Origin of the sequence: Marinimicrobium sp. LS-A18 (assembly GCF_000463525.1) — a bacterium.
GTDB lineage: Bacteria > Pseudomonadota > Gammaproteobacteria > Pseudomonadales > Cellvibrionaceae > Marinimicrobium > Marinimicrobium koreense.
The window spans coordinates 1,249,948-1,271,372 of sequence record NZ_AWEP01000002.1; the positions used below are offsets into that span (position 1 = coordinate 1,249,948).

Genomic DNA, 21,425 nt, shown 5'->3' on the forward strand with positions numbered 1-21,425 from the left:
CCTGTTAACGGGCCAGCGGTTTTTTTATTCCCGGCCCCAGGAATTTTTTATCGGGTGAGGCCGTTATAGTAACAGGTACCCCACTAGCTTCTTCACCGGATATGCGATTATGAAAGCCAAACGCCGACCCGCCAGATTGACCCGATTGCGCCCACTGGTGCTGTGCCTGCTGGGCCTCGGCACCATCGCCCAGGCCCAAATCGGATTGCCATCGGCGGTGACCGACCGGGTGGAGCGCTCCGTTGATTCGGTAGAGCGCCTGCGCCGGGACTCCCTCCCCGATGTCACCAGTGCCCTGGAGCGCCGGTTCACTGCCCCGTTGCCGGAGCAACTGCCAGACAACCTGCGCCCTCCGGAAGAACCCCTGAGCGCCCTACCGAGCCGCTTGTCGATACTGAATTCCCGGGGCGCCACCCTGTTTATGGAGGTGGAAGTGGAAGACGGCTGGCGCGCCGTACAGAGCGAGTGGCTGCTGATGCTCGCGCCCGAAGAACGGGCGCTGTTGGAACCGCTGAATGTCGAAATCCTGGAGCAGAAGCGTCTGCCAAAACTGGGGTTGGAGATGGTGCGCTTTCGGGTGCCGGCACGACTGGATTCCTACGCCGCTCTGCAGAAAGCCTTGCCGGCCGACCTGGCCGAACGACTGGACCGCAACCATATCTACAACCCCCAGTCCGACACCCCATCGTCGACACCTGTCGAGCGCCCGCGCAAATCTCTGTGCAAACAGCCGGTGAAAGTGGGCATGATCGATACCGCCATCGCCACCGAACATCCGGGGCTGATCAACAGCCGCATCGTGGAACAAGCCTTTTTACCGGACCCCGAGGGCACCGGAGAGCAAGGTCCGCCCACCGGCCATGGCACGGCGGTCGCCGGGCTCATGGTAGGGAGCTTTGACGACGTTCCCGCACGCTTGCCGGAGGCGAGGCTCTATAACGCCTCCGTGTTCTACAGCCGCAATCAATACGCCCAGGGCGCCACCATGATGCATCTGCTGTCGGGCCTGGAATGGCTGGCCGAGCGGGAGGTGAGCGTGATCAATATGAGCCTGACGGGGCCTGACAACCGCATACTCGCCACCGCCATGGAGCGGATCACCGCTGGGGGAACCGCCGTGGTCGCGGCGGCAGGCAATGAGGGGCCCGCGGCCTCACCGCTTTACCCGGCGGCCTACCCCGGCGTAATCGCCATTACCGCCGTGGATGCGGACGGGCAGGTGTATCGCTGGGCCAATCGAGGAGAGCACATCGATTTTGCCGGCCCCGGCGTGTCGGTACGCACCACCCGGGGCAATGGGGAATTTGGCCACGAGAGTGGCACCTCCATGGCCGCGCCGACGGTGACCGCTCATGTGGCCTGTGCCCTGGCCAAGCAACGGGCCTCCAGTGAAGAAGTGGTGCACTATCTGGCCGGGCAGGCAAAAGATCTGGGAGAGAAAGGCCGCGACCCGATTTTTGGCCACGGCCTGCTGGAGTAGCGGGCTAACCTCAGAACTCCACACTCAGTAACGCCGACACCCCGGTTTCCCGGTAATCCGCCGCGTCGAAGTTCGATTGGTAATTACCGTACTCGACCTTGGTTTCCAGCGCCAACCACTGCGTAAAACTCAGCGACCAGATCGCTTCGACCACATGACTGCGGTCATGCCGAGTGTCCGTTCCGGTTGGTGACATGGCGCTACCCGTTCCGGGCAAGCCTCCGTCGCTTACGTTATCGGTTTCAGGCAGCGACGCTTCGCTGTCGTAGTCCCGATCCTGATACCGCCAGCCCAGCTGTATCCGGCTTTCCTTACCCGCCATCGAGCCTGTGTGGGAATAGCGAGCCCGCAGTTTAAGGGCGGCATTGTCGAACGCCAGCGAACGGGCCTCCTCCACTTCGCGGCCCACGCCCAGTGACCAGAAGCTGCGGGCACCGTTGAAAAAGTAATAGACATCGGCGGCCAGTTCTTCACCATCGGCGTTGCGTTCGCGGTTGTTCTCAAACCGTTTTTCGCTGTCGGTATAGGCACCGCGAACATACAGGCCCCCGCTAAACAGTTTGGCGGCGTAGAGGCTGTCTCTGGTCAGATCCAGCAAGGGCTCGGACGCGAGCTCGGCGTCCGCGACATGCCGACTCAGGCCCCAGGTAATGCCCGCCAGATCAATGGCGGCATCAAGCGAAGCGATGCCCAGATCCTGGTCGAATTCGCTGACCTCGTGATACCGGCGTGAGGACAGACTGTAACTGCCTTTCAGGGTGATCCGCTCGGTCGGGTAAAGCTCACCGCCGACCCGGCCGTAAAACACATTCGCCGAGTCGCCCTGATTGGATGTCTGGTCCAGCGAAGCAACCGAAAGCGTTGAATCATAGGCACCGCCGGCATGAAGTTTCACAGTGAAGTCCGCCTTTTTATCCGACGTGCCGTCGTTTTGAGCAAGGGCGGGAACACTGGAAAAAACGGCGGCAACGGTCAGTACCATTCGGGGTAATGTATTCATATTCATGGGAATGACTCCGAAAAAAAGCACCGGTCGGACTGAGGCCCGCCGGTGCTGACTGGAAGTGGGTGTTAGCGGGTGATACTGGCATCGAGTGCCTGTTTGACGGAGGCTTCAGCGGCCCCGGCCGCTTCGCCGGCAACCTGGTCGGCTACCGTTGCGCTCACCTGCTGGGCAACCTCCGCATCAACCGCCGTCGCCGTTGCCGCGCTTACCGAGTTGGACACTTCATTGCCAACCGCCTGGCTGACTTCCGCGGCCACATCGGCACCAGCCGCCGCCGTAACGCTGGCCGACTCCACGGCCGCAGCGGCCTGCTCCTCTGCCTGGGCGCCAGCCTCTGCAGCGGTATCAACGCCACCCTGAACAGCGGCTTCGGCCGTGCCCAGCCCCCGCTCCATGCGCTCACCGGCTTGCTCACCGACGGACGCCGCCGTGGTCAGCCCCGCCTCGGCGCCGGCATTGGCTTGGCCCTCGACATTCTGTGCAGCCGAGGTAGCAACCTCGCCAGTGCTTTCCAGCAGAGTGCGGGGCTCATCCTGGGAAGACGACTCTTCGGACCGCAGGCTCACAGTGGACGAGCCGCCCGCATCGCCGCGGGCTTCTGTAGACGCCGCGTTCCGCTGATCCTGTTCACCTGCCGGCTCACCGGCGTCACGAGTTCCTGAGGTTTGCATCTGCGCATCGGCGTTAACCCGAGCGTCAGCCTCGGCCTCAGAGTTGAAGGTTTGAGCGGAGCTTGGCAGAGCCAAAACAGAAGCGATTGCGAGAACGAGTGTTGATTTTTTCATGACTAAGACCTCCTACTGATTGGGTTTCAACCAGTTAACGTCTTAGTGGGAGATTTATTCCACAGAGGGCCTAAAAATTAACTCCACCGCCATTATAAGGCGGGGGCTATCATTGCCACTGGGGCTGGAGCAAGTTGACTGAATGACATTATTTCGAACAAGGCGCTCTCCGCGTTATCTGAAAACGCTTGTTCCTTCTCAGAGAGACGGACATCCAAATTATAGTTGATTCTGGGAACTGGAAACTCAGGGTGCCCTGCGAGAACAGATTGAACAATAGATTCGACGTGAACTTTCCCTATCGCCACAGACTTTATAGTCGCACCCTACCTTGTGATGAGAAAGTGAGTTACTGCTGAGCGCCTGGCATTCCTAACTAGCCGACAAGCCACTACTTATAGTTCCACCGAAACGCGGTAGCGCGCTCTTATTCGTCATACGCCACTCGCGACATTGGGAAACCGCTCAGGGTGCTCTATAACCTCATCAGTCAGGTCGATATCAAGATCGGGCCAATAGAAATGTCCCGGAGACGGTTCTTCAACATTCAGGATTGCACTGACAGGCTGCTCCTTAAACCACGGGAAGTTGCTGTAGGGCATAAAAAACTCACGGTCATGCGCCAGAAGCCACACACCATGCACAGATATATTGGTTACCTCAACAGCTGAAGTGCTGTCTCCAAGCGCTGACAAGCTCATCGCCCCAACTAATCCGACCAAAGTCAGAAGTGTGCCCTAAACCGTACTTTATGCCAACCCCACTTGGTTCGCACCGCCGAAGCATGGATGCTGCCGTCAGGACGCCGCCCGAAACACCAAGCCCTTCTCCCGGTATTCGGCCACACTGATGCCGTAGGTCCCATCCTTGAGGGCCCGTTGAATCAGGAAGTCTTCTTTCAACTGACCCCGCTCCACATCAGCCAGGTTAATGACCTGTTCTTTCTTGAGTGGTCGTTCGCCTCGTTTGATCAGAATCACCTTGGGCAGGTGGCGGTATTTCTGGCTGGTTTCCAGCACTATGCCCACCAGCTCATTGCGCAGCTGCACAATGGTGCCGGGGGGATAAAGGCCGATGCTTTTAATGAATTCCAGGGCGAGCTTCTCATCGAAGTGGGTGCCGCGATCCTTGTAGATATTTTTCAGCGCGGCGGTGGTCGGTATGGCCTCCGCGTAACAGCGGTTGGCGGTCATGGCATCGTAGGCGTCGACCAGCGCGATGATGCGGGCGAAGCGGGATATTTTTTCCGCTGGCAGTTTGCGCGGATAACCGGTTCCGTCGATGCGTTCGTGGTGGGTGTAGGCCACGTCCACCACCACGTTGAAAATGCCCGGCGTGGACAGCAACAGGTTGCGGCCGTGCACGGTATGGGCCCGGATCATGTTGAACTCTTTCGGGGTGAGCGCGCCCGGTTTATTCAAGATGTCCGGCGGTACCCGCATCTTGCCCACATCGTGGAGCAGACCGCACAGACCCAGCTTTTCCAGGTCCGCCTCTTCCATGCCCAGGTGCCGCCCGAAAGCGATGGCCAGTATGCAGACGTTCAGGCAGTGCTCGGCGGTGTATTCGTCTTCATTGCGGATTTTGGTCATCCACAGGAGCGCATCGGGGTTGCGCAGGATGCTGTCGACGCAGGTCCGAACCGTGGCTTTGGCCTGTTCGGTATTGATGGCACCCCCAAGGCGAATGTCATCGACCAAGGTTTTGGTAAGCTGGCGGGCCTGGCGAAACACCTTGATCGCCTGACCGTGCTCTTCCCGGGCGGAGACTTTGTTGATGTAGGTGGTTTTGGGGCGAATGGCGGCTTTCAGGCCGGTGCGCTGCTCTGGAGGCCGCCAATTCGTCGGCACGGCGTCGATCCAGACGTACTCGGCGTATTCGGCCACGGTGTCGACATCTTCCGGGCCTTCGATCATAAAGCCCTGCACCAGGAACGGCGTCTCGAGCCAATCCCGATCGAGTTTGGAAACGAACATGCCGACTCTGAGCTCGGAGACGTGGATTTTGATGGAGCTTTTGCTCCGGTCCATCGAATCCGGCTGGACGTCTTGCCAATTCACCGTTACTTCTCCTGGCCGAGATTCCATCACTTTTATTGTAGTTCACGGATTGGAGGTTAACCGATTTCATTGGGGTGGTCACAGAGTTTTTGTTTATAAGAACAAGGCGGATTTCGGTGCCAAGGTCATAAGGTGGCGCTGCAATCGATTGACGAGGCGGCGTAGAGGTTCGTAGGTCGGCTTAGGCCGAAGGCCGTAAGCCGACGCTGTGGGGATCGGGTAGGATTGTCGGATTACGCGCTTTGCGCTAATCCGACCTACGGGGTTGGGTTTTGGCTTTGTTCCAGAGGGTGTCGAGGGCTTCGAGGGAGTGATCGTTCAGATTTCCCTCGGCATTCTGCTCGACGTAGCGGAAGCGCTGCTCGAATTTGCGGTTGGCCTGACGCAGGGCCGCTTCGGGGTCGATCTTCAGGTGACGGGCAGCATTGGTGACGGCGAACAGCAGGTCGCCCAGCTCTTCGGTCAGGTGAGCCTGGTCTCCGGTCTCCAAAGCCTCGGTCAACTCGTCGGTCTCCTCCCGGATTTTGCCCAAGGGACCTCCTACGTCCGGCCAGTCGAAGCCGACGTTGGCGGCGCGTTTTTGCAGTTTGGCCGCGCGGCTGAGGGCCGGGAGATTCAGGGGCACGTCGTCGAGTACACCCCGCACGCCCTTCTCTTCCCGCTCCTGCTGTTTGATGGTCTCCCAGCGCTGTTTGACGTCGGCCGGCAAAGAGGCCTGGTCGTCCACGTGACTGTCCAGGGTGCCATCGGGGAAGACGTGCGGGTGACGGCGAATCAGTTTGCTCACCAGGCCATCGACGATCTGCCCGAAATCAAAGCGCTCCTCTTCCTTGCCCAGTTGGCTGTAGAAAATCACCTGAAACAGCAGGTCTCCGAGCTCTTCGCGCAAGTGGTCATAGTCGCCCCGCTCGATGGTGTCGACCACTTCGTAGGCCTCTTCCAGGGTGGAGGGGGCGATGGTGCGGTAGGACTGTTTGAGGTCCCAGGGGCAGCCGGTGTTGGGCTCGCGCAGGCGGGACATGAGGTAGAGTAAGTCGTCTACAGTGTGAGGCATGGTTGTGATGGTCCCGAGTGTTTGGGTTGCGGCGGATGCGGCCGTTGGCCTTATCCGCCCTACGGGTTGTTTTGGTGCCAGCGCTTAGTGTTTGCGGCGGGCCGAGGCGATGTTGGGGAGCTGGTTGAGGCGCGTGAGAATCCGACTGAGCTCGTCGATGCTGCGAATCTCGGCGCTGACCAGCATATCCACGGTGTTCTTGCGCTTGTCGGACAGCGTCTGCATGGCGCTGATGTTGATACGTTCGCTGTCCAGCAGTGTGGTGATGTCCCGCAGCAGCCCCTGACGGTCGTAGGCTTCGATGATGATATCCACCGAGTAGCTGCTCTGAGGCGTCTCACCCCAGGACACTTTGATGATCCGCTGGGGTTCATCGGCCTGAAGCTGCAAGATGTTGCTGCAATCCTGTCGGTGAATGGACACGCCTTTACCCAGGGTGATGTAGCCGGTAATGGCATCCCCGGGAACCGGGTTACAGCAACTGGCAATCTGGGTGAGCAGGTTGCCCACACCTTCGATGTAGACATCCGAATCTTTCTTGCGTTTGCCGGATTTGGCCTTGAACGGGATGACCAGCTCTTCCGGGCGCGAGGCCTTGAGCAGTCGCTGAGCGGCGCTCAGTACTTGGCCGACACCGATATCGCTGGCGCCTACGGCGGCGTAGAGGTCATCCAAACTCTGCATATTCAGTTTGTTGGCCAGGGCTTCGAAATCCAAATCCAGCAGCGCCAACCGTTTGAACTCGCGGTCCAACAGTGCCTGCCCTTCGGCAATGTTCTGATCCCGCGCCTGCACCTTGAACCAGTGCTGCACCTTGGCCCGGGCCCGGGCGGTGTTGATATAGCCCAGTGCCGGCGACAGCCAATCCCGGCTGGGCGCCTCCCGCTTGCCGGTGAGAATTTCCACCTGATCGGCGGTGTTCAGGTGATAGTTCAGGGGCACGATACGGTTATTGACCTTGGCACCGCGACAGCGATGACCCACATCGGTGTGAATACGATAGGCAAAATCCAGCGGGGTGGCGGTTTTGGGCAGATCCACCACGTGGCCTTCCGGGGTAAACACGTAGATGCGATCCTGATCCACCGCGCGCAGGCCTTCCTTAAGCGGCTGGCCGTCGCCACCCAACTCGTCGTGCCACTCGAGTACCTGCCGCAACCAGGCAATTTTCTGCTCGTAGCTTTTTTCACTGGCATCGGTATCGGTACCTTTGTAGCGCCAGTGGGCACACACCCCCAGCTCCGCCTCATCGTGCATGGCAAAGGTGCGGATCTGAATTTCCAGTACTTTGTTGTCCGGACCAATGACCGCGGTATGCAGTGACCGGTAGCCATTTTCTTTGGGCGAGGCGATGTAGTCATCGAACTCGTGGGGGATGTTGCGCCACTGACTGTGCACGATACCCAGCACGGTGTAGCAGTCGCGCACGGTGGGCACCAGTATGCGCACGGCCCGAATGTCGTACACCTGGGAGAAGCTGATGCCCTTGCGCTGCATCTTCCGCCAGATGCTGTAAATGTGCTTGGCCCGGCCGGTGACCTCACCGTCAATATGGGCGTCTTTTAACTCATCTCGCAACACCCTCAGGACGTTGTCGATGTATTCCTGGCGCGCCAGCCGCCGCTCATCCAGCAGTGTGGCAATGCGCTTGTAATCCGCCGGCTCCAGATAGCGGAAAGCCAGGTCTTCCAGTTCCCATTTAATGTGGCCAATGCCCAACCGGTGTGCGAGGGGCGCATAGACGTCCGCCACTTCCCGGGCGACCTGCCGCCGCCGCTGGGGGCCTGAGTCCTTGACCGCGCGTATGGCGCAGGTGCGCTCGGCCAGCTTGATCAGCGCCACGCGCACATCATCGACCATGGCCACCAGCATCTTGCGGATATTTTCCGCCTGCTCTTCGGATTGCCGACCGAACACCCGCTCGTCGCCGTCGCCGCGCTGATAGCTGATCGCGGCCATGCGCAATACGCCCTTGATCAGCTTGGCCACCGTCTCGCCAAAGGCTTTCTGGACGGCCTCAAGGGTGAGGCGTTCTTCGCGCACCGCCCGGTAGAGAATGGCCGCCACCAGGGTGTCCTGATCCAGTTGCAGATCCGCCAGCAACTCGGCCATATCCAGCCCGATACTCAGACAACTGCTGCCCCAGTCATACTCAACCTGGGTATTGACCCGGTCAGCTTCGGCACTGAGGGCGCAGGCCCGGCGCAACTGCGCCTGGCTTTCGTCGGAGCGCTCCGCCGCGCCGGGCAATCGCTCAAGCCAGGCGTCAATATCAATGGTGCCGTCGTCGGCAACGGGATGGTCTTCTCGAACTTTTACCATCGGTCTTGTTCACCCTCGACCCCCGACCGTCAAAAAGCCCGGAGATCGTCCTGTCGGTGTTAGCGGCGCTCGAACAGCGCCATGGATTCCACATGTTCGGTGTGCGGGAACATATCCAGCACGCCGACGGATTGCAAGTCATAACCCGACTTGGCCAATTCGGCGGCATCCCGCGCCAGGGTGGCGGGATTGCAGGACACATAGACCAGGCGGCCCGGACGGAGTTTTATCACTGTGTCCAGAACCTCGCGCGCGCCCTCCCTCGGCGGGTCGATCAGCACCGCATCCGGCGTGCCCCAACGGCGGCGCATGGCGGGGCTGGGGTCGGCCAGGTTGGCCTGGGAGAAGCTTGCCTCCAGGTGATTGCGCCGGGCGTTCTCCTCGCCCCGGCTCACCATGCTGGCGGCCCCCTCCAGCCCCAGCACCCGGGCGCCGGAGCGGGCCAAGGGTAGCGTAAAGTTGCCGATGCCACAAAACAGGTCCAGCACCTGCTCTTCAGGCCGAGGGGCCAACCAATCCATGGCCTGGTGGACCATGCGGCGGTTGACCTCGGCATTCACCTGGGTGAAGTCCTGGGGATGAAACGCCAGGCTGAGATCGAACTCAGGCAGCTCGTAGCTCAGCCGGGGATCACAGGGCTCTCCGCCCAGCGTGAGTAGCGTGCTCTGGTCGTTGATCTGGCGCCAGATCCGCTCCGGCGGGACGGCGGGCAAGGCGGTGGCCAGCGCTTCCCGGTCAGCGTCTTTCAGCGTTTTGATTTCCCGGAGTACCAGCGCGGGGCCCTCACTCGCCAGAATCAGCTCGATATGACTGATCGCGCCCCGCGCCTGAAGGCCAGACAGCCACTGGTTCAGCGGTTCAATCAGGGCATTGAGTTCCGGCGCCAGCACATCACAGTGCCCGATACTCACCAGCTCCCGCTGGCCCCGACGACGAAATCCGAGGGTGACCTGGCCGCGTTTGTCCGTCCAGACCCCCAGACGGGCCCGATGGCGATAGCCTTCGCTGGGGGATTCAATGGCGGGCGCGACCTGGCGAGGTACAACGCCACCCCACCGGGACAACTGGTCCAGCAGGGCCTGCTGCTTGAAGGCGAGCTGTGCATCGGGCCGCACGTGCTGCAACTGACAGCCGCCACACTCCCGAAAATGCGGACAGGGCGGGGTTTGCCGCTCCGGTGCCGGCGCGAGCACTTCGGCGGCGGAGCCCTCGGCGTACCGGCTCTGCTCCCCTTCCAGGAGCACGCGGACCGATTCCCCCGGCAGCGCGCCGGCGACAAACAGGGTCTTGCCCTGCCAGCGGACAATGCCCCGGCCGTCATGGCTCAGGCGCTCCACGGTCAGGGCATCGGGCAGGTGTCGGGGTTGGAACCGGGGTTTACGCCCCGAGCGGGGTCGCCGACCGGGACGCGCGGGTGGCCGGCGGCTCATGCCCGGTATACGCCGGACGACAGGTAGCGATCGCCCCGATCACAGACGATGGCCACAATCACCGCGTTGCTGACGTGTTGGCTCAACTCCAGCGCCGCCGCCACCGAACCGCCGGAAGAGACCCCGGCAAAAATGCCCTCCTGACGGGCCAGGGCCCGCATGGTCTCCTCCGCCAGTTGCTGGGGCATATTGACGATATGGTCGACCCGGGACGCGTCGTAAATTTTCGGCAGGTAGGCTTCCGGCCAGCGGCGAATCCCCGGGATTTTGGCGTTTTCATCCGGCTGCAGACCAATGATTTCAATGTTCGGGTTCTGCTCCTTGAAATACCGGGAGCACCCCATGATGGTCCCCGTGGTGCCCATGGAGCTGATGAAGTGGGTGATCCGCCCGTCGGTCTGGTGCCAGATTTCCGGGCCGGTGGTCTCGTAGTGAGCCTGGGGGTTGGAGGCGTTGCCAAACTGATCGAGCACCCGACCACGTCCCTCGGCCTGCATCTTCAGCGCCAGATCGCGGGCGCCTTCCATGCCCTCCTCCTCGGTCACCTGAATCAGCTCGGCGCCGTAGGCCGTCATGGCATCCTTGCGCTCCTGGGTGCTGTTATCGGGCATGATCAGGATCATCCGGTACCCCTTGATCGCCGCCACCATTGCCAGGGCAATGCCGGTGTTGCCGCTGGTGGCCTCAATCAGGGTATCGCCCGGCTGGATCAAACCCTTGGCCTCAGCCTGCTGGATCATCCACAGGGCTGGCCGGTCCTTGACCGAACCCGCCGGGTTATTGCCTTCGAGCTTGACCAGAATCTCGTTGCTGGTGTCGCCGGGCAGCCGCTGCAGGCGCACCAGCGGTGTATTGCCAACACAGGACTCAATCGTGGGAAAAGGGGATACCGCCATAATCTGAACGCCATAACCATCGATGGGACGGGGCTGGGAACCGCTTCACAGACCCCGCAAAAGCCCGCTATTCTACCGCTGAATATGCTAAGGTGAAACCAAACCAGCGGACTTGGCCGCACATGGAACGGAAACGATAACAAGCCCCATGAGACTGACCGACATCAAAACCCAGATATGGCGCCTGGTACTCTTCCCCGCCCTGGGTGTCACCCTGATCCTCGCCTTCACCCTGACCTACCTGTATCTGGCGCAATTGAACAAGTTTGTCAGCCAGCGGGGGGGCGCGTTGAGCGAGAAACTGGCCGAAATCAGCGCCGAAACCCTGAGCCGGAATGACCCGGATCTGTTGCGTTCGGTCATTCAGGCCTCTCTGGAAGAGCCCTATATCCGGGCGGTCGAGCTGTATCTCAAAGACAGCGGCACCACCATTCACAGCGGCCCTCGCATGCTGCCGCTGGTCAATCCCGCACCGGCGGACCTGAGCCAACCCCAACAGCGGGAAACCCCCAAGTCGATCCGCTTTGCCCATCCGGTCCCGGGCCGGGACGGTGCGCCATCGCCGGGCTGGATCGAGGTGGAGCTGCTGGCCTCACCGTTTCTGGTGCTGCGTTACCAGACCATCCTGATCACCCTGGTACTGACGCTGGTGTGCCTGGCGCTGTGCGCCTGGTTCTCCACCCGTCTTTACAAGCGCTTGACCCGCCCACTGAACCAGATCCGGGAAACAATCCAGGGCATGGCACGCGGCCAGATGGACCGCCGTCTGCCGAGTATGGAAAGCCGTGAGCTGGACGAGCTGGCCCGAGCGGTGAACGACACCGCCGAATCTCTGGAGCAGGCTCACCGGGATATGCAGGTGAACATCGACCAGTCCACCGAGGACCTGCGCGAGACCCTGGAAACCATTGAGATCCAGAACATCGAGTTGAACATGGCCCGCAAGGAGGCCCTGGAAGCCAGCCGGATCAAGTCGGAGTTTCTGGCCAACACCAGTCACGAAATCCGCACACCACTGAACGGCATTCTCGGGTTCACCAATCTGGCCCTGAAAACCGACCTGGACGAACAGCAGAAAGAGTACCTGGAGACCATCCGGGACTCCTCCCAGAACCTGCTGACCGTGATCAACGACATTCTGGACTTCTCCAAAATCGAGTCCGGCAAACTGACGCTGGACTATGTCCCCCTGCCCTTGCGCAAAGTTGTGGAGGAAGCCGTACACATTCTGGCGCCGGATGCCCACGAGAAAAACCTGCAGCTGGTCACGCTGCTCGACGACAACCTACCGCTGCACCTGCTCGGTGACCCACTGCGCTTCAAACAGGTGCTGACCAACCTGGTGAGCAACGCGATCAAGTTCAGCCAGCAGGGCAATATTGTCGTGCATGCCGCCCTGATCAACCGCCAGGAAACCCAGCTCACCCTCAAGGTCAGCGTCAGTGACAACGGCATCGGCCTGACCGCGGAACAGAAAGAGCGGCTGTTCAGCGCGTTCAACCAGGCGGACACCTCCAGCTCCCGGGAATACGGTGGCACCGGTCTCGGCCTGGTGATCTGTAAGGGACTGGTGGAACGCATGGGCGGCGAAATCGGCGTTGAGAGCCAGCCCGAGCAGGGGGCCCGGTTCTGGTTCACCGCCCGCCTGGGTATCGACAAGAGTCTGCCAGACACCCCGGCCGAACGTCTGCTGTTGGGAGAACGGGCCCTGATCTGCAGCGACAACCCCCCGTCCTGCCACCAACTGGAGCAACTGCTGCACCTGTGGCAGGCCGACACGGACACCATCTCCTCCATTCACGATATCTTCCCGGCCCTGCGCAAAGCCCAGGAGCGGGACGATGCGTTTCGCCTGGTGTTCATGGATATCGCACCGAGCGAGCGCAAGCTCCAGGCGCCCCTGCTGGAAAGCCTGACCCAACAGCTGCGCCGCGAATTCGACTGCATTCTGATCGCCTGCTGCACCCCGGCACACCAGCGCCTGTTCCGCCAGGGCGTGGACACCTGCAGCACCACCTTCATCAATAAACCGATCAGCTACGAGGCGTTGCTGGAGACCCTGGCGCGGCAGATGGACATTCCCCTGAAGCGCCCGGGCGACGCCCAGAGCAAAGGCCCGAACGCCGGCGGCAAACCCGCCGCCCGGATTCTGGTGGTCGATGACAACCCCGCCAACCTGCAACTGGCCGGAGAGCTGCTGCGCGGCCTGAACACCGAAGTGGTACTGGCCACCAGCGGCAAGGAAGCGCTGGAGTGGTGTCGGAAGCAGGAATTCGACCTGATTTTCATGGACATCCAGATGCCCGGCATGGACGGCATCGAGACCACCAAACGCCTGCGCATCGATCACCCCCGGCGGCGCACGCCGATCATTGCCCTCACCGCCCACTCCATGACTGAGCAGAAAGCGGAATTGTTGATCGCCGGTATGGACGACTGCGTCAGCAAGCCGGTCAGCGAAAACCAGCTGGCCCATATCGTCAATCGCTGGGTACCGCTGAATGGGCGCCAGGCCGTGGAGGGCCCGATTCAGGGCACGCCGACCCAACCCAGGCTGCCCGCCATTGAACTGGCCGAGGACGAGCAGCCCAGCCCCGTGGACATTCCCCTGTGCCTCAAGCTCGCCAACCACAAGCCCACCCTGGCCCGGGACATGCTGGAAATGCTGATCAAGAACCTGAGCGGTGAGCGGGACGCCATCAACCAGGCCTTCGACAACCAGGATTTCGAGCAGCTGGAAGAGCTGGTGCACCGATTGTACGGTAGCTGCTGCTACTGCGGCGTACCCCGCCTGAAGCGGATCAGTGGCCTGCTCGACAAGATACTGCAGGCCCGTCAGTATGATCAGGTCGCCAGCCCGATCAAGGCGCTCGACAACGAGGTGGACGAGATTTTGCGCTGGGCCTACGAGCGGAATATCAGCGCGCTGTTCGATGTCGACCCGTAAATTTACCGATTCCGGCGCAATCGGTGATTCTCAGACCGCCGCTTAAAATGATATGATAATACTTTAATAAGTAGGTTCCTTTCTTGGGAGCCATCCAATAACGCTAACTCTTAGCCTAAAAAAACCAGGGTGGTAGATAACGATGATTCCATTCAGTGGTCTGGACTGGGCCGTTCTCGGCCTGTTCTTCCTGATTCTTCTTGGGGTAGTGGTCTGGTCCTTCATGGAGAAGGAAAAAGACACCACCGATTACTTCCTGGCGGGCCGCAACGCGGGCTGGCTGGTAATCGGGGCCTCCATTTTCGCCTCCAACATCGGTTCCGAGCATCTGGTCGGCCTCTCCGGCGCCGGCGCCCAGACGGGCATGGCCATGGCTCACTGGGAACTGCAGTCGTGGATTATCATCCTTCTCGGCTGGGTGTTTGCGCCCTTCTACTGGAGCGCCAAGGTCTACACCATGCCCGAGTACCTGGAGCGCCGTTACTCCAGTAGCTCACGCACCTTCCTCTCGTTCATCTCACTGGTCAGTTACGTTCTGACCAAAGTGTCGGTCACGGTCTACGCCGGTGGCGTGGTCCTGAAAACCGTACTGGGTATCGATTCCCTCTGGGGCATCGACTTCTTCTGGATCGCGGCCATGGGCCTGGTCTTGATTACCGGTCTGTACACCGTTGCCGGGGGCATGAAGGCCATTCTGGTCACCTCGGTCATTCAAACGCCGATCCTGATCCTCGGCTCCCTGGTCATCCTGTTTGTGGGCATGGACAAAGTCGGCGGCATGGAAGAGCTGGAGCGCATCAACGCTGAGCGCATGAGCCTGATGCGGCCGCTGGACGATCCGGAATTCCCCTGGCTGGGCGTGATCGGCGGTTCCATCATCATCGGTCTGTGGTACTGGTGTACTGACCAGTACATTGTTCAACGTGTGCTGACCGCCAAAGGCATTCAGGCCGCCCGTCGCGGTACCATCTTCGCCGGTTACCTGAAGCTGCTGCCGGTATTCATCTTCCTGTTCCCGGGCATGATAGCCTACGCACTGCACGAGCAGGGCCAGATCAACCTGGCCAGTGCGGACCAGGCCTTTGCCACGCTGGTAACCGAGCTGTTGCCTTCGGGCATCAAGGGCATTGTGATCGGTGGTCTGATCGCCGCTCTGATGAGCTCCCTGGCCTCGCTGTTCAACTCCTCGGCGACCCTGTTCACCATCGACTTCTACAAGAAGTACAAGCCCCAGTCGAGCGAACAACACCTGGTGAAAGTGGGCCGTTATGCCACCGTAGCGGTGGTGGCGCTGGGTATTCTGTGGATTCCGATCATGCAGTCCATCGCCGATGTGCTGTATGAATATCTGCAGCTGGTTCAGTCGCTGATCGCCCCGGGTATTGCCGCGGTATTCCTGCTGGGTGTGTTCTCCCGCAAGATCACCCCCGCCGCCGGTATCACCGGTCTGGTCGCCGGTTTCGTGATCGGCATGACGCGCCTGGTGCTGACCATTTTCGAAGACAGCCTGCCCGAGGGCAGTATCTGGCTGGGCATGGTTGACCTGAACTGGCTGTACTTCTGCTCGGTCCTGTTTATCGCCATTGTACTGTTGGTCATCGGGGTGAGCTTCTTCACCCGTCAGGCCAGCGACGAGCAGGTGGCCGGTCTGACTTATGGGTCGATCAGTAAGGAACAGCGCGCCGAAATCAAGGCCGGCATTGATAAGTGGGATATCATCCACACCGTTATCATTCTCGGCATCACCGCCTTCATTTACGTGCGGTTCTGGTAAGGCATTGAGCGTTCGGCAAGGAGGCCGATGAATATTCCGAAAACGGCTCACCTTTTGGTGTGGGCCGTTTTTTTTGGGATCAGACAGGAGGGAGCTTCGCATTGGAGTGCTGCGGGTGTGTAACCCGGTTGGAGACCCGCCGTGAACCCATCCATGGGGGCTTCTCGTCGACATCCATGTCTCCGAGAGTCTCCAACCGGGTTACACACCCTCCGCTAGTGCCAACGGAGCCCTCGGTGGAGCTAGCTCCAAAAGTCTCGCGTAGGGCGTGGTAAGCGCAAAGCGCGCACCCGCCGTTCCCGCACTTGGACACCCATACAGAACCTTGATGTGGCGTAACGCAAGGGTAACGGCGGGTGCGCTTCGCTTACCCGCCCTACGCAGCCTGAGGAGGTGGGAGCCAAGCATTCCAAATGATCTATTTCTAACACGGTCTAATTCGGCACTGGCGGAGGGAGGGTGTACCCCTTTGAGACCGTCGCCTGCCTGGACGGCAGGCGATCGAGCCCCCAGGGATGGGTTTACGGCGTGTCTCAAAGGGGTACACCCTCCCGCAGCACTCCACGACGAAGTAACCAAACAATAACCCTCCAAAACAAAAAAAACCGCCCAAGGCCTGCGGCCAAGGGCGGTTCATGCGCTCCGTTCTTTCGAACGTGTTACTTCACATCAAACCGGAAACTCATGCTGGTTTCATACACCTCACCCGGCTCCAGAATGGTGCTCGGGAATTCCGGCTGGTTGGGTGAATCCGGATAGTGCTGGGGCTCCAGGCAGAAGCCGCCGTGGAGGACAAAATCACGCTCGCCATCGGACAGCGAGCCGTCCAGGAAATTACCGGAATAGAACTGAATCGCCGGCTCCTCGGTCAGCACTTCCAGCACCCGGCCGGTGTTTGGGTCTTCGGCGCGGGCCGCTACGATCAACCCATCCTGACCCTCGCGGTTCAAAATAAAGTTGTGGTCAAAACCACCGCCCACGCGCATCAGTTGTGGATGATCCGCATTGATGTCTTCGCCAATCGGCTTGGGCTCGGTGAAATCCAGTGGGGTACCGGCAACGGGTGCCAGCTCGCCGGTGGGAATCAGGCCGCTGTCCACGGGGGTGTAGCGATCGGCATTGATCTGCAGAGTGTGATCCAGAATCTTGCCTTCACCCGACAGATTGAAGTAAGTATGCTGAGTCAGGTTCACCGGCGTCGCCTTGTCGGTTTCCGCGCGGAATTCCGTGATCAGCTCGTTATCATCGGTCAGGACATAACGGGTGGTCACTTCCAGATTACCCGGATAACCCTGATCCCCGTCTTCGCTCAGCAGGAACAGCTCGACCGCCAGACCCCGCTCGTCGGAGACAAACTTGGCGTCCCACAGCTTCTTATCAAAGCCCACAACCCCACCGTGCAGGTGGTTGTCGCCGTCGTTCTGATCCAGCGTGATGGTCTCACCGTTCAGATCAAAACGGCCGTTGGCAATACGGTTGCCATAGCGACCAATCAGCGCGCCGAAGTACGGCGGGTTCTGTTCCAGATAATCGTTCAGCGTCTCAAAACCCAGTACCACGTTATCCAGCTCACCGTTCTGATCCGGTACGGTCAGGTGCGTGATGATGCCTCCGTAGTTCATCAGCTTGACCTCCATGCCTTCACCATTGTTCAGGGTGAAACGGGTCACTTCGCGGCCGTCGGGCAGCTCGCCGAACGACTCCTTGCTGATGTAGGCGCGGCCGTACTCAGAGGCGTCCGCACTGGAATCTTCGTACTGCTCGGAGTTCAGGTGGTGGTTGTCCGGACGGTTCTGATAGAACTCCGGAAACCCGTCCTCATCCCATCCGATCACCCGCACCCGGGCGTGGCGGTTGGGATCGGTCAGCGGATTGCCCTTCAGTTCCTTGTAGCTGCGAGCGTGATAGACCATCAGGTCCGTCTCGCCGTCTTCCGCCACAGTGAAGCTGTTGTGCCCGGGGCCGAAACGCTCCAGAGACTCGTTGGTGTGGAACACCGGCTCGGGGGATTTCTTCCAGGAGGCGGGATCGGTCAGATCGGCGTCATCATCCGCCCACACCATACCCACCGCGTAGTTGTGATCCGTGGCCGCCGCGGAGTAGGTCACGAAAATCCGGCCGTTGCGTTTGAGCACCGCCGCGCCTTCATTGACCTTGTAGCCCACCTGCTCCCAATCGAGCTCGGGCTCGGTAATGGCGATCACCGGTCCGGTAATGGACGTGGGGCTGTCCATTTCGGCCAGGTAGAGTGCGGAATTGTACCGCTCCTGCTGATCGCTCTGGGCCCAGATCAGGTAACGCTTGCCATTGTGCTCAAAGGTCGTGGCGTCGAGGGAGAAGCTCTCCCAGGGCGTCTCGATTGCGCCCTCGTCGGTCCACTCACCGGTCATCGGGTCTTCGTTGGCGTTCGACAGCACATGCATCCGCATGCGGAACGGCTGATCGCCGTGACCCAGCGCCACGTGCACATACCAGACGCCATCAATACGGTGCAGCTCCGGTGCCCAGACGTTCCCCGCCGTGGGGCCTTCGTCCGGACGCTGCCAGATCACCTTGGGCTCGGCGTCGGCCAGGCCATTGAGGGTGTCGGCGGTGACCAGTTCGATCCGGTCAAACTCGGGCGCGGTGGAAATAAAGTAATATTGACCGTCTTCGGTGCGGTGAATCCAGGGATCGGCCCCGAATTCGACCAGGGGTACCTGATACTCAGGCAATCCATTGTCGACATTAGCGTTGGCGGAGGAGGTTTCCTCAGGCGCCTCGGAACAGGCAACCAGACCCAGTCCAGCGGCAACCAGGGCGCCCCCGGCCAACAGCTGTCGCAGAGGAGAGATACTCGTCATAATCCATACCTTCTATCGTTGTCGTTATCAGCGTTATTCGTACCGGTCATTCTACGAAAGGCCTTATTATAATACAATAAATTGACGCCACACGACCGATCTTTCGATACAAACTCCCTCACCAATCACCGCCTCCCCCACCCGCTTCCCTGCCACCGGGAAAGGGGACGAGAATTGTCGTCAGAAACTGTGTAAAGTGACTCCCTACCGGCGACGACCGGTACGGCAAACCACAATAAAATAACGACACTGGAGGCAATATGATCGGTCATTACCTGACGCACAGCACTCGCCGCCTGAGCTACGGAATATGCATGCTCAGCCTGGCCCTGCTCATCGGCTGTTCGGATCCACATCGGGAGTCAGCCACCACGGAGAGCGACCTTCCTGTGTACCAACAGTGGCACAGCGTCACCCTCGATTTTGCGGGACCCGACACCTCAGAGCAAGACGCGGACAACCCCTTTCTGAATTACCGGCTCATGGTCACCTTCACTCATGACGGCCAGGAATACCCCATTCGCGGCTACTATGCCGCCGACGGCCAGGCCAGCGAGAGCGGCGCCGATGCCGGCAACATCTGGCAGGTGAAGTTCAGAGCCCCGGAGACCGGCCAGTGGCAGTACCGCGCCCGACTTGAGCGGGGGGAGAAAATCGCGCTCGGCGCAGACTCCGGTGAAAGCCTGCCACTCGATAACGCCACCGGAACCTTCATGGTTGAGGCCAGCGACAAACGCGCACCGGATTTTCGCGCCCTGGGCCGACTGTCGGTGAACGATGGCTACTTTTACTTCCCCGGTACCGACCGGTACTGGCTCAAGGGCGGCAGCAACAGCCCGGAGAACTTTCTCGCCTACGAAGGGTTCGATGGCACTTACCGGATCGCCGCATCGGCTCGCGATGGTGAAGCGAGCGCCAATAGCGAACTGCACCAGTACGAGTCACACCGACAAGACTGGCAACCGGGCGACCCCACCCTGCGCGGGGAGGCTGGTAAATCCATCTTCGGCGCCGTCAACTACCTCGCCGAAAAGGGTATGAACGCCATTTATCTCCTGACCCTGAATATCGAGGGCGACGGCAAAGATGTCTGGCCTTATACCAGCCCGGAGGATTTCACCCGCTTTGACGTGAGCCGATTGGCACAGTGGGAGCAACTGTTTCAACACATGCAGAATAAAGGCATCCTCATTCACATGGTCACTCAGGAAACCGAGAATGAGCGATTGCTGGATGATGGCGATGTCGGTCCGATGCGCACACTCTACTATCAGGAACTGATCGCCCGCTTTGGCCATCACCTCGGGTTGATCTGGAACCTGGGCGAAGAGAACGGGTACGCCGAGTGGTCTCCTCCGGCGCAAAACACCGAACAACGCAAAGCCATGATACGCTTTTTTGAGCAGGCGGACCCCTACCAGAACCCCGTTCTTCTTCACACCCATGCGGAAATCGGCACCCGTGAGCCAGTACTGGAACCCCTGCTGGGTGTCGAAGGTCTGGATGGCCTGTCACTGCAAGCGGACGACCGCGAGCACGCCCATGAGGTGGTGATGAAGTGGAAACAGCGTTCCGAGCAGGCCGGTCGAGGCTGGTTGATCACCATGGATGAAATCGGCATGTGGCACACCGGTGCCGACACCGACGCGAATGATCCCGGTCACCCGAGCCTGCGCGGCGATGTGCTCTGGGGCACCCTGCTGTCCGGAGCGGCCGGCGTGGAGTGGTATTTCGGTGCCCATAATCCCCACAACGATCTGACCTCGGAAGACTGGCGCCAGCGGGAGGAGCTCTGGTCACTGACCCGCCACGCCATGACGTTCTTCCAGACCTACTTGCCCTGGTGGGACATGGCGCCGGCACACGATCTTTTGGCTCGGGAAGGTGCCTTCTGTCTGGCCAAGCACGACGACATCTATGCCCTGTATTTCCCCACCGGCACCGAGCAGTATCAGATTGATCTGCGCGGGCTGAGCAACGACTTCGAGGTCCATTGGTACAACCCGGTGTCCGGTGGCGACCTGTCCTCGGGAAGCGTGACCAACGTACAGGGCGGCGCGGAGGTCAGTCTGGGCAATCCGCCCAGCCGGCCGACAGAGGACTGGGTGGTTCTGTTGCGCAAAACCGGACGCTAACGGCGACCTTTAAGCCAGCTCAACTGCGCGCTCCTTGCAGTCGCCGGTGGCCCGGAGGATACTGAATCCACTCCTCCGGGCCATCGAGGTCGCCGACCATGTCCAGAGCCCTGCCCGCCTGCTGTCTGTCGTTATTTCTGCTCGCCAGCTGTACTCAGCGAGACGAACCGCTGGTGCTGACCTACGGCACTCTGACCGAGCCGCCCCGACCGATCGCCGAGTTCCGGTTGACCGACCAGACAGGAGCCGCCTTTTCCAGAACCAACCTGCTGGGTCAGTGGACCCTGCTGTTTTCCGGCTTTACCCACTGCCCCGATATCTGCCCACTGACTCTGGGCATCATCCGCAACGCCGAGGATAAACTGGAGACACCCGGGCATCACCGGGTGGTTTTTGTCAGTGTCGATGCCGAACGGGACACGCCGGCGCTGTTGCAGGAGTACCTGGGGTGGTTTGACCCGGACTGGGTGGGCCTGTCCGGAACCCGCGCGGCACTCAACCCCTTGCTCGACAGCCTGGAGTTGGGCTATGTGCGGGTGCCGCTGGGCTCGGAAGGCGACTACACCATGGACCATTCGACGGCTGTGGTATTGATCGATCCGGAAGCACGGCTGGTCGGTTACTGGAAGGCGCCCCTGGACGCGGAGCGACTGGCGGCGGATCTGGCCACCCTGCCCGCCCCTTGAGCGGATC

The 21,425-nt window shown here is 60.5% G+C and carries 14 protein-coding genes; 5 read left to right on the forward strand and 9 right to left on the reverse strand.

Annotated elements, in window-relative coordinates; all coding sequences use genetic code 11:
- Positions 1 to 109: 109 nt before the first annotated feature.
- Positions 110 to 1,480 (forward strand): S8 family serine peptidase, encoded by a 1,371-nt coding sequence (locus N645_RS0105535; RefSeq protein ID WP_024460519.1) that lies wholly within the window; start codon positions 110 to 112, stop codon positions 1,478 to 1,480.
- Positions 1,481 to 1,490: 10 nt separating this feature from the next.
- Here N645_RS0105535 and N645_RS0105540 read toward each other — a convergent pair whose 3' ends face one another.
- From N645_RS0105540 to cysM, 8 genes are all read right to left on the reverse strand, one after another.
- Complete coding sequence (locus N645_RS0105540; protein ID WP_152521620.1) at positions 1,491 to 2,480, reverse strand: hypothetical protein; 990 nt, start codon at positions 2,478 to 2,480, stop codon at positions 1,491 to 1,493.
- Between the two features lie 71 nt (positions 2,481 to 2,551).
- Positions 2,552 to 3,271 carry a hypothetical protein gene (locus N645_RS0105545; protein WP_024460521.1) on the reverse strand — a complete coding sequence of 240 codons (720 nt, stop codon included), beginning with the start codon at positions 3,269 to 3,271 and terminating at the stop codon, positions 2,552 to 2,554.
- A 434-nt stretch (positions 3,272 to 3,705) separates the two neighbouring features.
- The gene (locus tag N645_RS0105550; RefSeq protein ID WP_024460522.1) at positions 3,706 to 3,972 is read right to left on the reverse strand and encodes a DUF2442 domain-containing protein; all 267 of its coding nucleotides are present in this window, start codon (positions 3,970 to 3,972) and stop codon (positions 3,706 to 3,708) included.
- Between the two features lie 96 nt (positions 3,973 to 4,068).
- Entirely contained in the window at positions 4,069 to 5,331 is a 1,263-nt protein-coding gene (locus tag N645_RS0105555; RefSeq protein WP_024460523.1) for an HD domain-containing phosphohydrolase, read from the reverse strand.
- A gap of 247 nt (positions 5,332 to 5,578) precedes the next feature.
- Positions 5,579 to 6,385 (reverse strand): nucleoside triphosphate pyrophosphohydrolase, encoded by an 807-nt coding sequence (gene mazG, locus N645_RS0105560; RefSeq protein WP_036159891.1) that lies wholly within the window; start codon positions 6,383 to 6,385, stop codon positions 5,579 to 5,581.
- Positions 6,386 to 6,469: 84 nt separating this feature from the next.
- Positions 6,470 to 8,707 carry a GTP diphosphokinase gene (relA, locus tag N645_RS0105565; protein WP_024460525.1) on the reverse strand — a complete coding sequence of 746 codons (2,238 nt, stop codon included), beginning with the start codon at positions 8,705 to 8,707 and terminating at the stop codon, positions 6,470 to 6,472.
- 59 nt (positions 8,708 to 8,766) lie between these two features.
- On the reverse strand, positions 8,767 to 10,137 hold the full coding sequence (gene rlmD, locus N645_RS0105570) for a 23S rRNA (uracil(1939)-C(5))-methyltransferase RlmD (RefSeq protein ID WP_024460526.1): 1,371 nt from the start codon (positions 10,135 to 10,137) through the stop codon (positions 8,767 to 8,769).
- Positions 10,134 to 11,033: a cysteine synthase CysM gene (gene cysM, locus N645_RS0105575; RefSeq protein ID WP_024460527.1), complete on the reverse strand. Its 900-nt coding sequence runs from the start codon at positions 11,031 to 11,033 to the stop codon at positions 10,134 to 10,136. Before cysM ends, rlmD begins: the two co-directional genes overlap by 4 nt.
- A 148-nt stretch (positions 11,034 to 11,181) precedes the next feature.
- Here cysM and N645_RS0105580 point away from each other — a divergent pair, with 148 nt between their 5' ends.
- A complete protein-coding gene (locus N645_RS0105580; RefSeq protein ID WP_024460528.1) occupies positions 11,182 to 13,980 on the forward strand; it encodes a response regulator in 2,799 nt (932 codons plus the stop codon).
- 142 nt (positions 13,981 to 14,122) lie between these two features.
- Positions 14,123 to 15,754 (forward strand): sodium:solute symporter, encoded by a 1,632-nt coding sequence (locus tag N645_RS0105585; protein WP_024460529.1) that lies wholly within the window; start codon positions 14,123 to 14,125, stop codon positions 15,752 to 15,754.
- A gap of 659 nt (positions 15,755 to 16,413) precedes the next feature.
- Here N645_RS0105585 and N645_RS18290 read toward each other — a convergent pair.
- On the reverse strand, positions 16,414 to 18,597 hold the full coding sequence (locus N645_RS18290) for a galactose-1-epimerase (protein WP_238559205.1): 2,184 nt from the start codon (positions 18,595 to 18,597) through the stop codon (positions 16,414 to 16,416).
- Positions 18,598 to 18,857: 260 nt separating this feature from the next.
- Here N645_RS18290 and N645_RS0105600 point away from each other — a divergent pair, with 260 nt between their 5' ends.
- Together N645_RS0105600 and N645_RS0105605 are read left to right on the forward strand one after the other, a co-directional pair.
- Positions 18,858 to 20,732: a DUF5060 domain-containing protein gene (locus N645_RS0105600; protein ID WP_024460530.1), complete on the forward strand. Its 1,875-nt coding sequence runs from the start codon at positions 18,858 to 18,860 to the stop codon at positions 20,730 to 20,732.
- 98 nt (positions 20,733 to 20,830) lie between these two features.
- Positions 20,831 to 21,418, forward strand: a complete 588-nt coding sequence (locus N645_RS0105605) for an SCO family protein (RefSeq protein WP_024460531.1) — start codon at positions 20,831 to 20,833, stop codon at positions 21,416 to 21,418.
- Positions 21,419 to 21,425: the final 7 nt, after the last annotated feature.

Excerpts from the sequence above, each read along its gene's own strand:
- N645_RS0105535 (WP_024460519.1), top strand. The coding sequence starts at position 110 with ATGAAAGCCAAACGCCGACCCGCCAGATTGACCCGATTGCGCCCACTG.
- N645_RS0105540 (WP_152521620.1), bottom strand. The coding sequence starts at position 2,480 with ATGAATACATTACCCCGAATGGTACTGACCGTTGCCGCCGTTTTTTCC.
- N645_RS0105545 (WP_024460521.1), bottom strand. The coding sequence starts at position 3,271 with ATGAAAAAATCAACACTCGTTCTCGCAATCGCTTCTGTTTTGGCTCTG.
- N645_RS0105550 (WP_024460522.1), bottom strand. The coding sequence starts at position 3,972 with ATGAGCTTGTCAGCGCTTGGAGACAGCACTTCAGCTGTTGAGGTAACC.
- mazG (WP_036159891.1), bottom strand. The coding sequence starts at position 6,385 with ATGCCTCACACTGTAGACGACTTACTCTACCTCATGTCCCGCCTGCGC.
- relA (WP_024460525.1), bottom strand. The coding sequence starts at position 8,707 with ATGGTAAAAGTTCGAGAAGACCATCCCGTTGCCGACGACGGCACCATT.
- rlmD (WP_024460526.1), bottom strand. The coding sequence starts at position 10,137 with ATGAGCCGCCGGCCACCCGCGCGTCCCGGTCGGCGACCCCGCTCGGGG.
- cysM (WP_024460527.1), bottom strand. The coding sequence starts at position 11,033 with ATGGCGGTATCCCCTTTTCCCACGATTGAGTCCTGTGTTGGCAATACA.
- N645_RS0105580 (WP_024460528.1), top strand. The coding sequence starts at position 11,182 with ATGAGACTGACCGACATCAAAACCCAGATATGGCGCCTGGTACTCTTC.
- N645_RS0105585 (WP_024460529.1), top strand. The coding sequence starts at position 14,123 with ATGATTCCATTCAGTGGTCTGGACTGGGCCGTTCTCGGCCTGTTCTTC.
- N645_RS18290 (WP_238559205.1), bottom strand. The coding sequence starts at position 18,597 with ATGACGAGTATCTCTCCTCTGCGACAGCTGTTGGCCGGGGGCGCCCTG.
- N645_RS0105600 (WP_024460530.1), top strand. The coding sequence starts at position 18,858 with ATGATCGGTCATTACCTGACGCACAGCACTCGCCGCCTGAGCTACGGA.
- N645_RS0105605 (WP_024460531.1), top strand. The coding sequence starts at position 20,831 with ATGTCCAGAGCCCTGCCCGCCTGCTGTCTGTCGTTATTTCTGCTCGCC.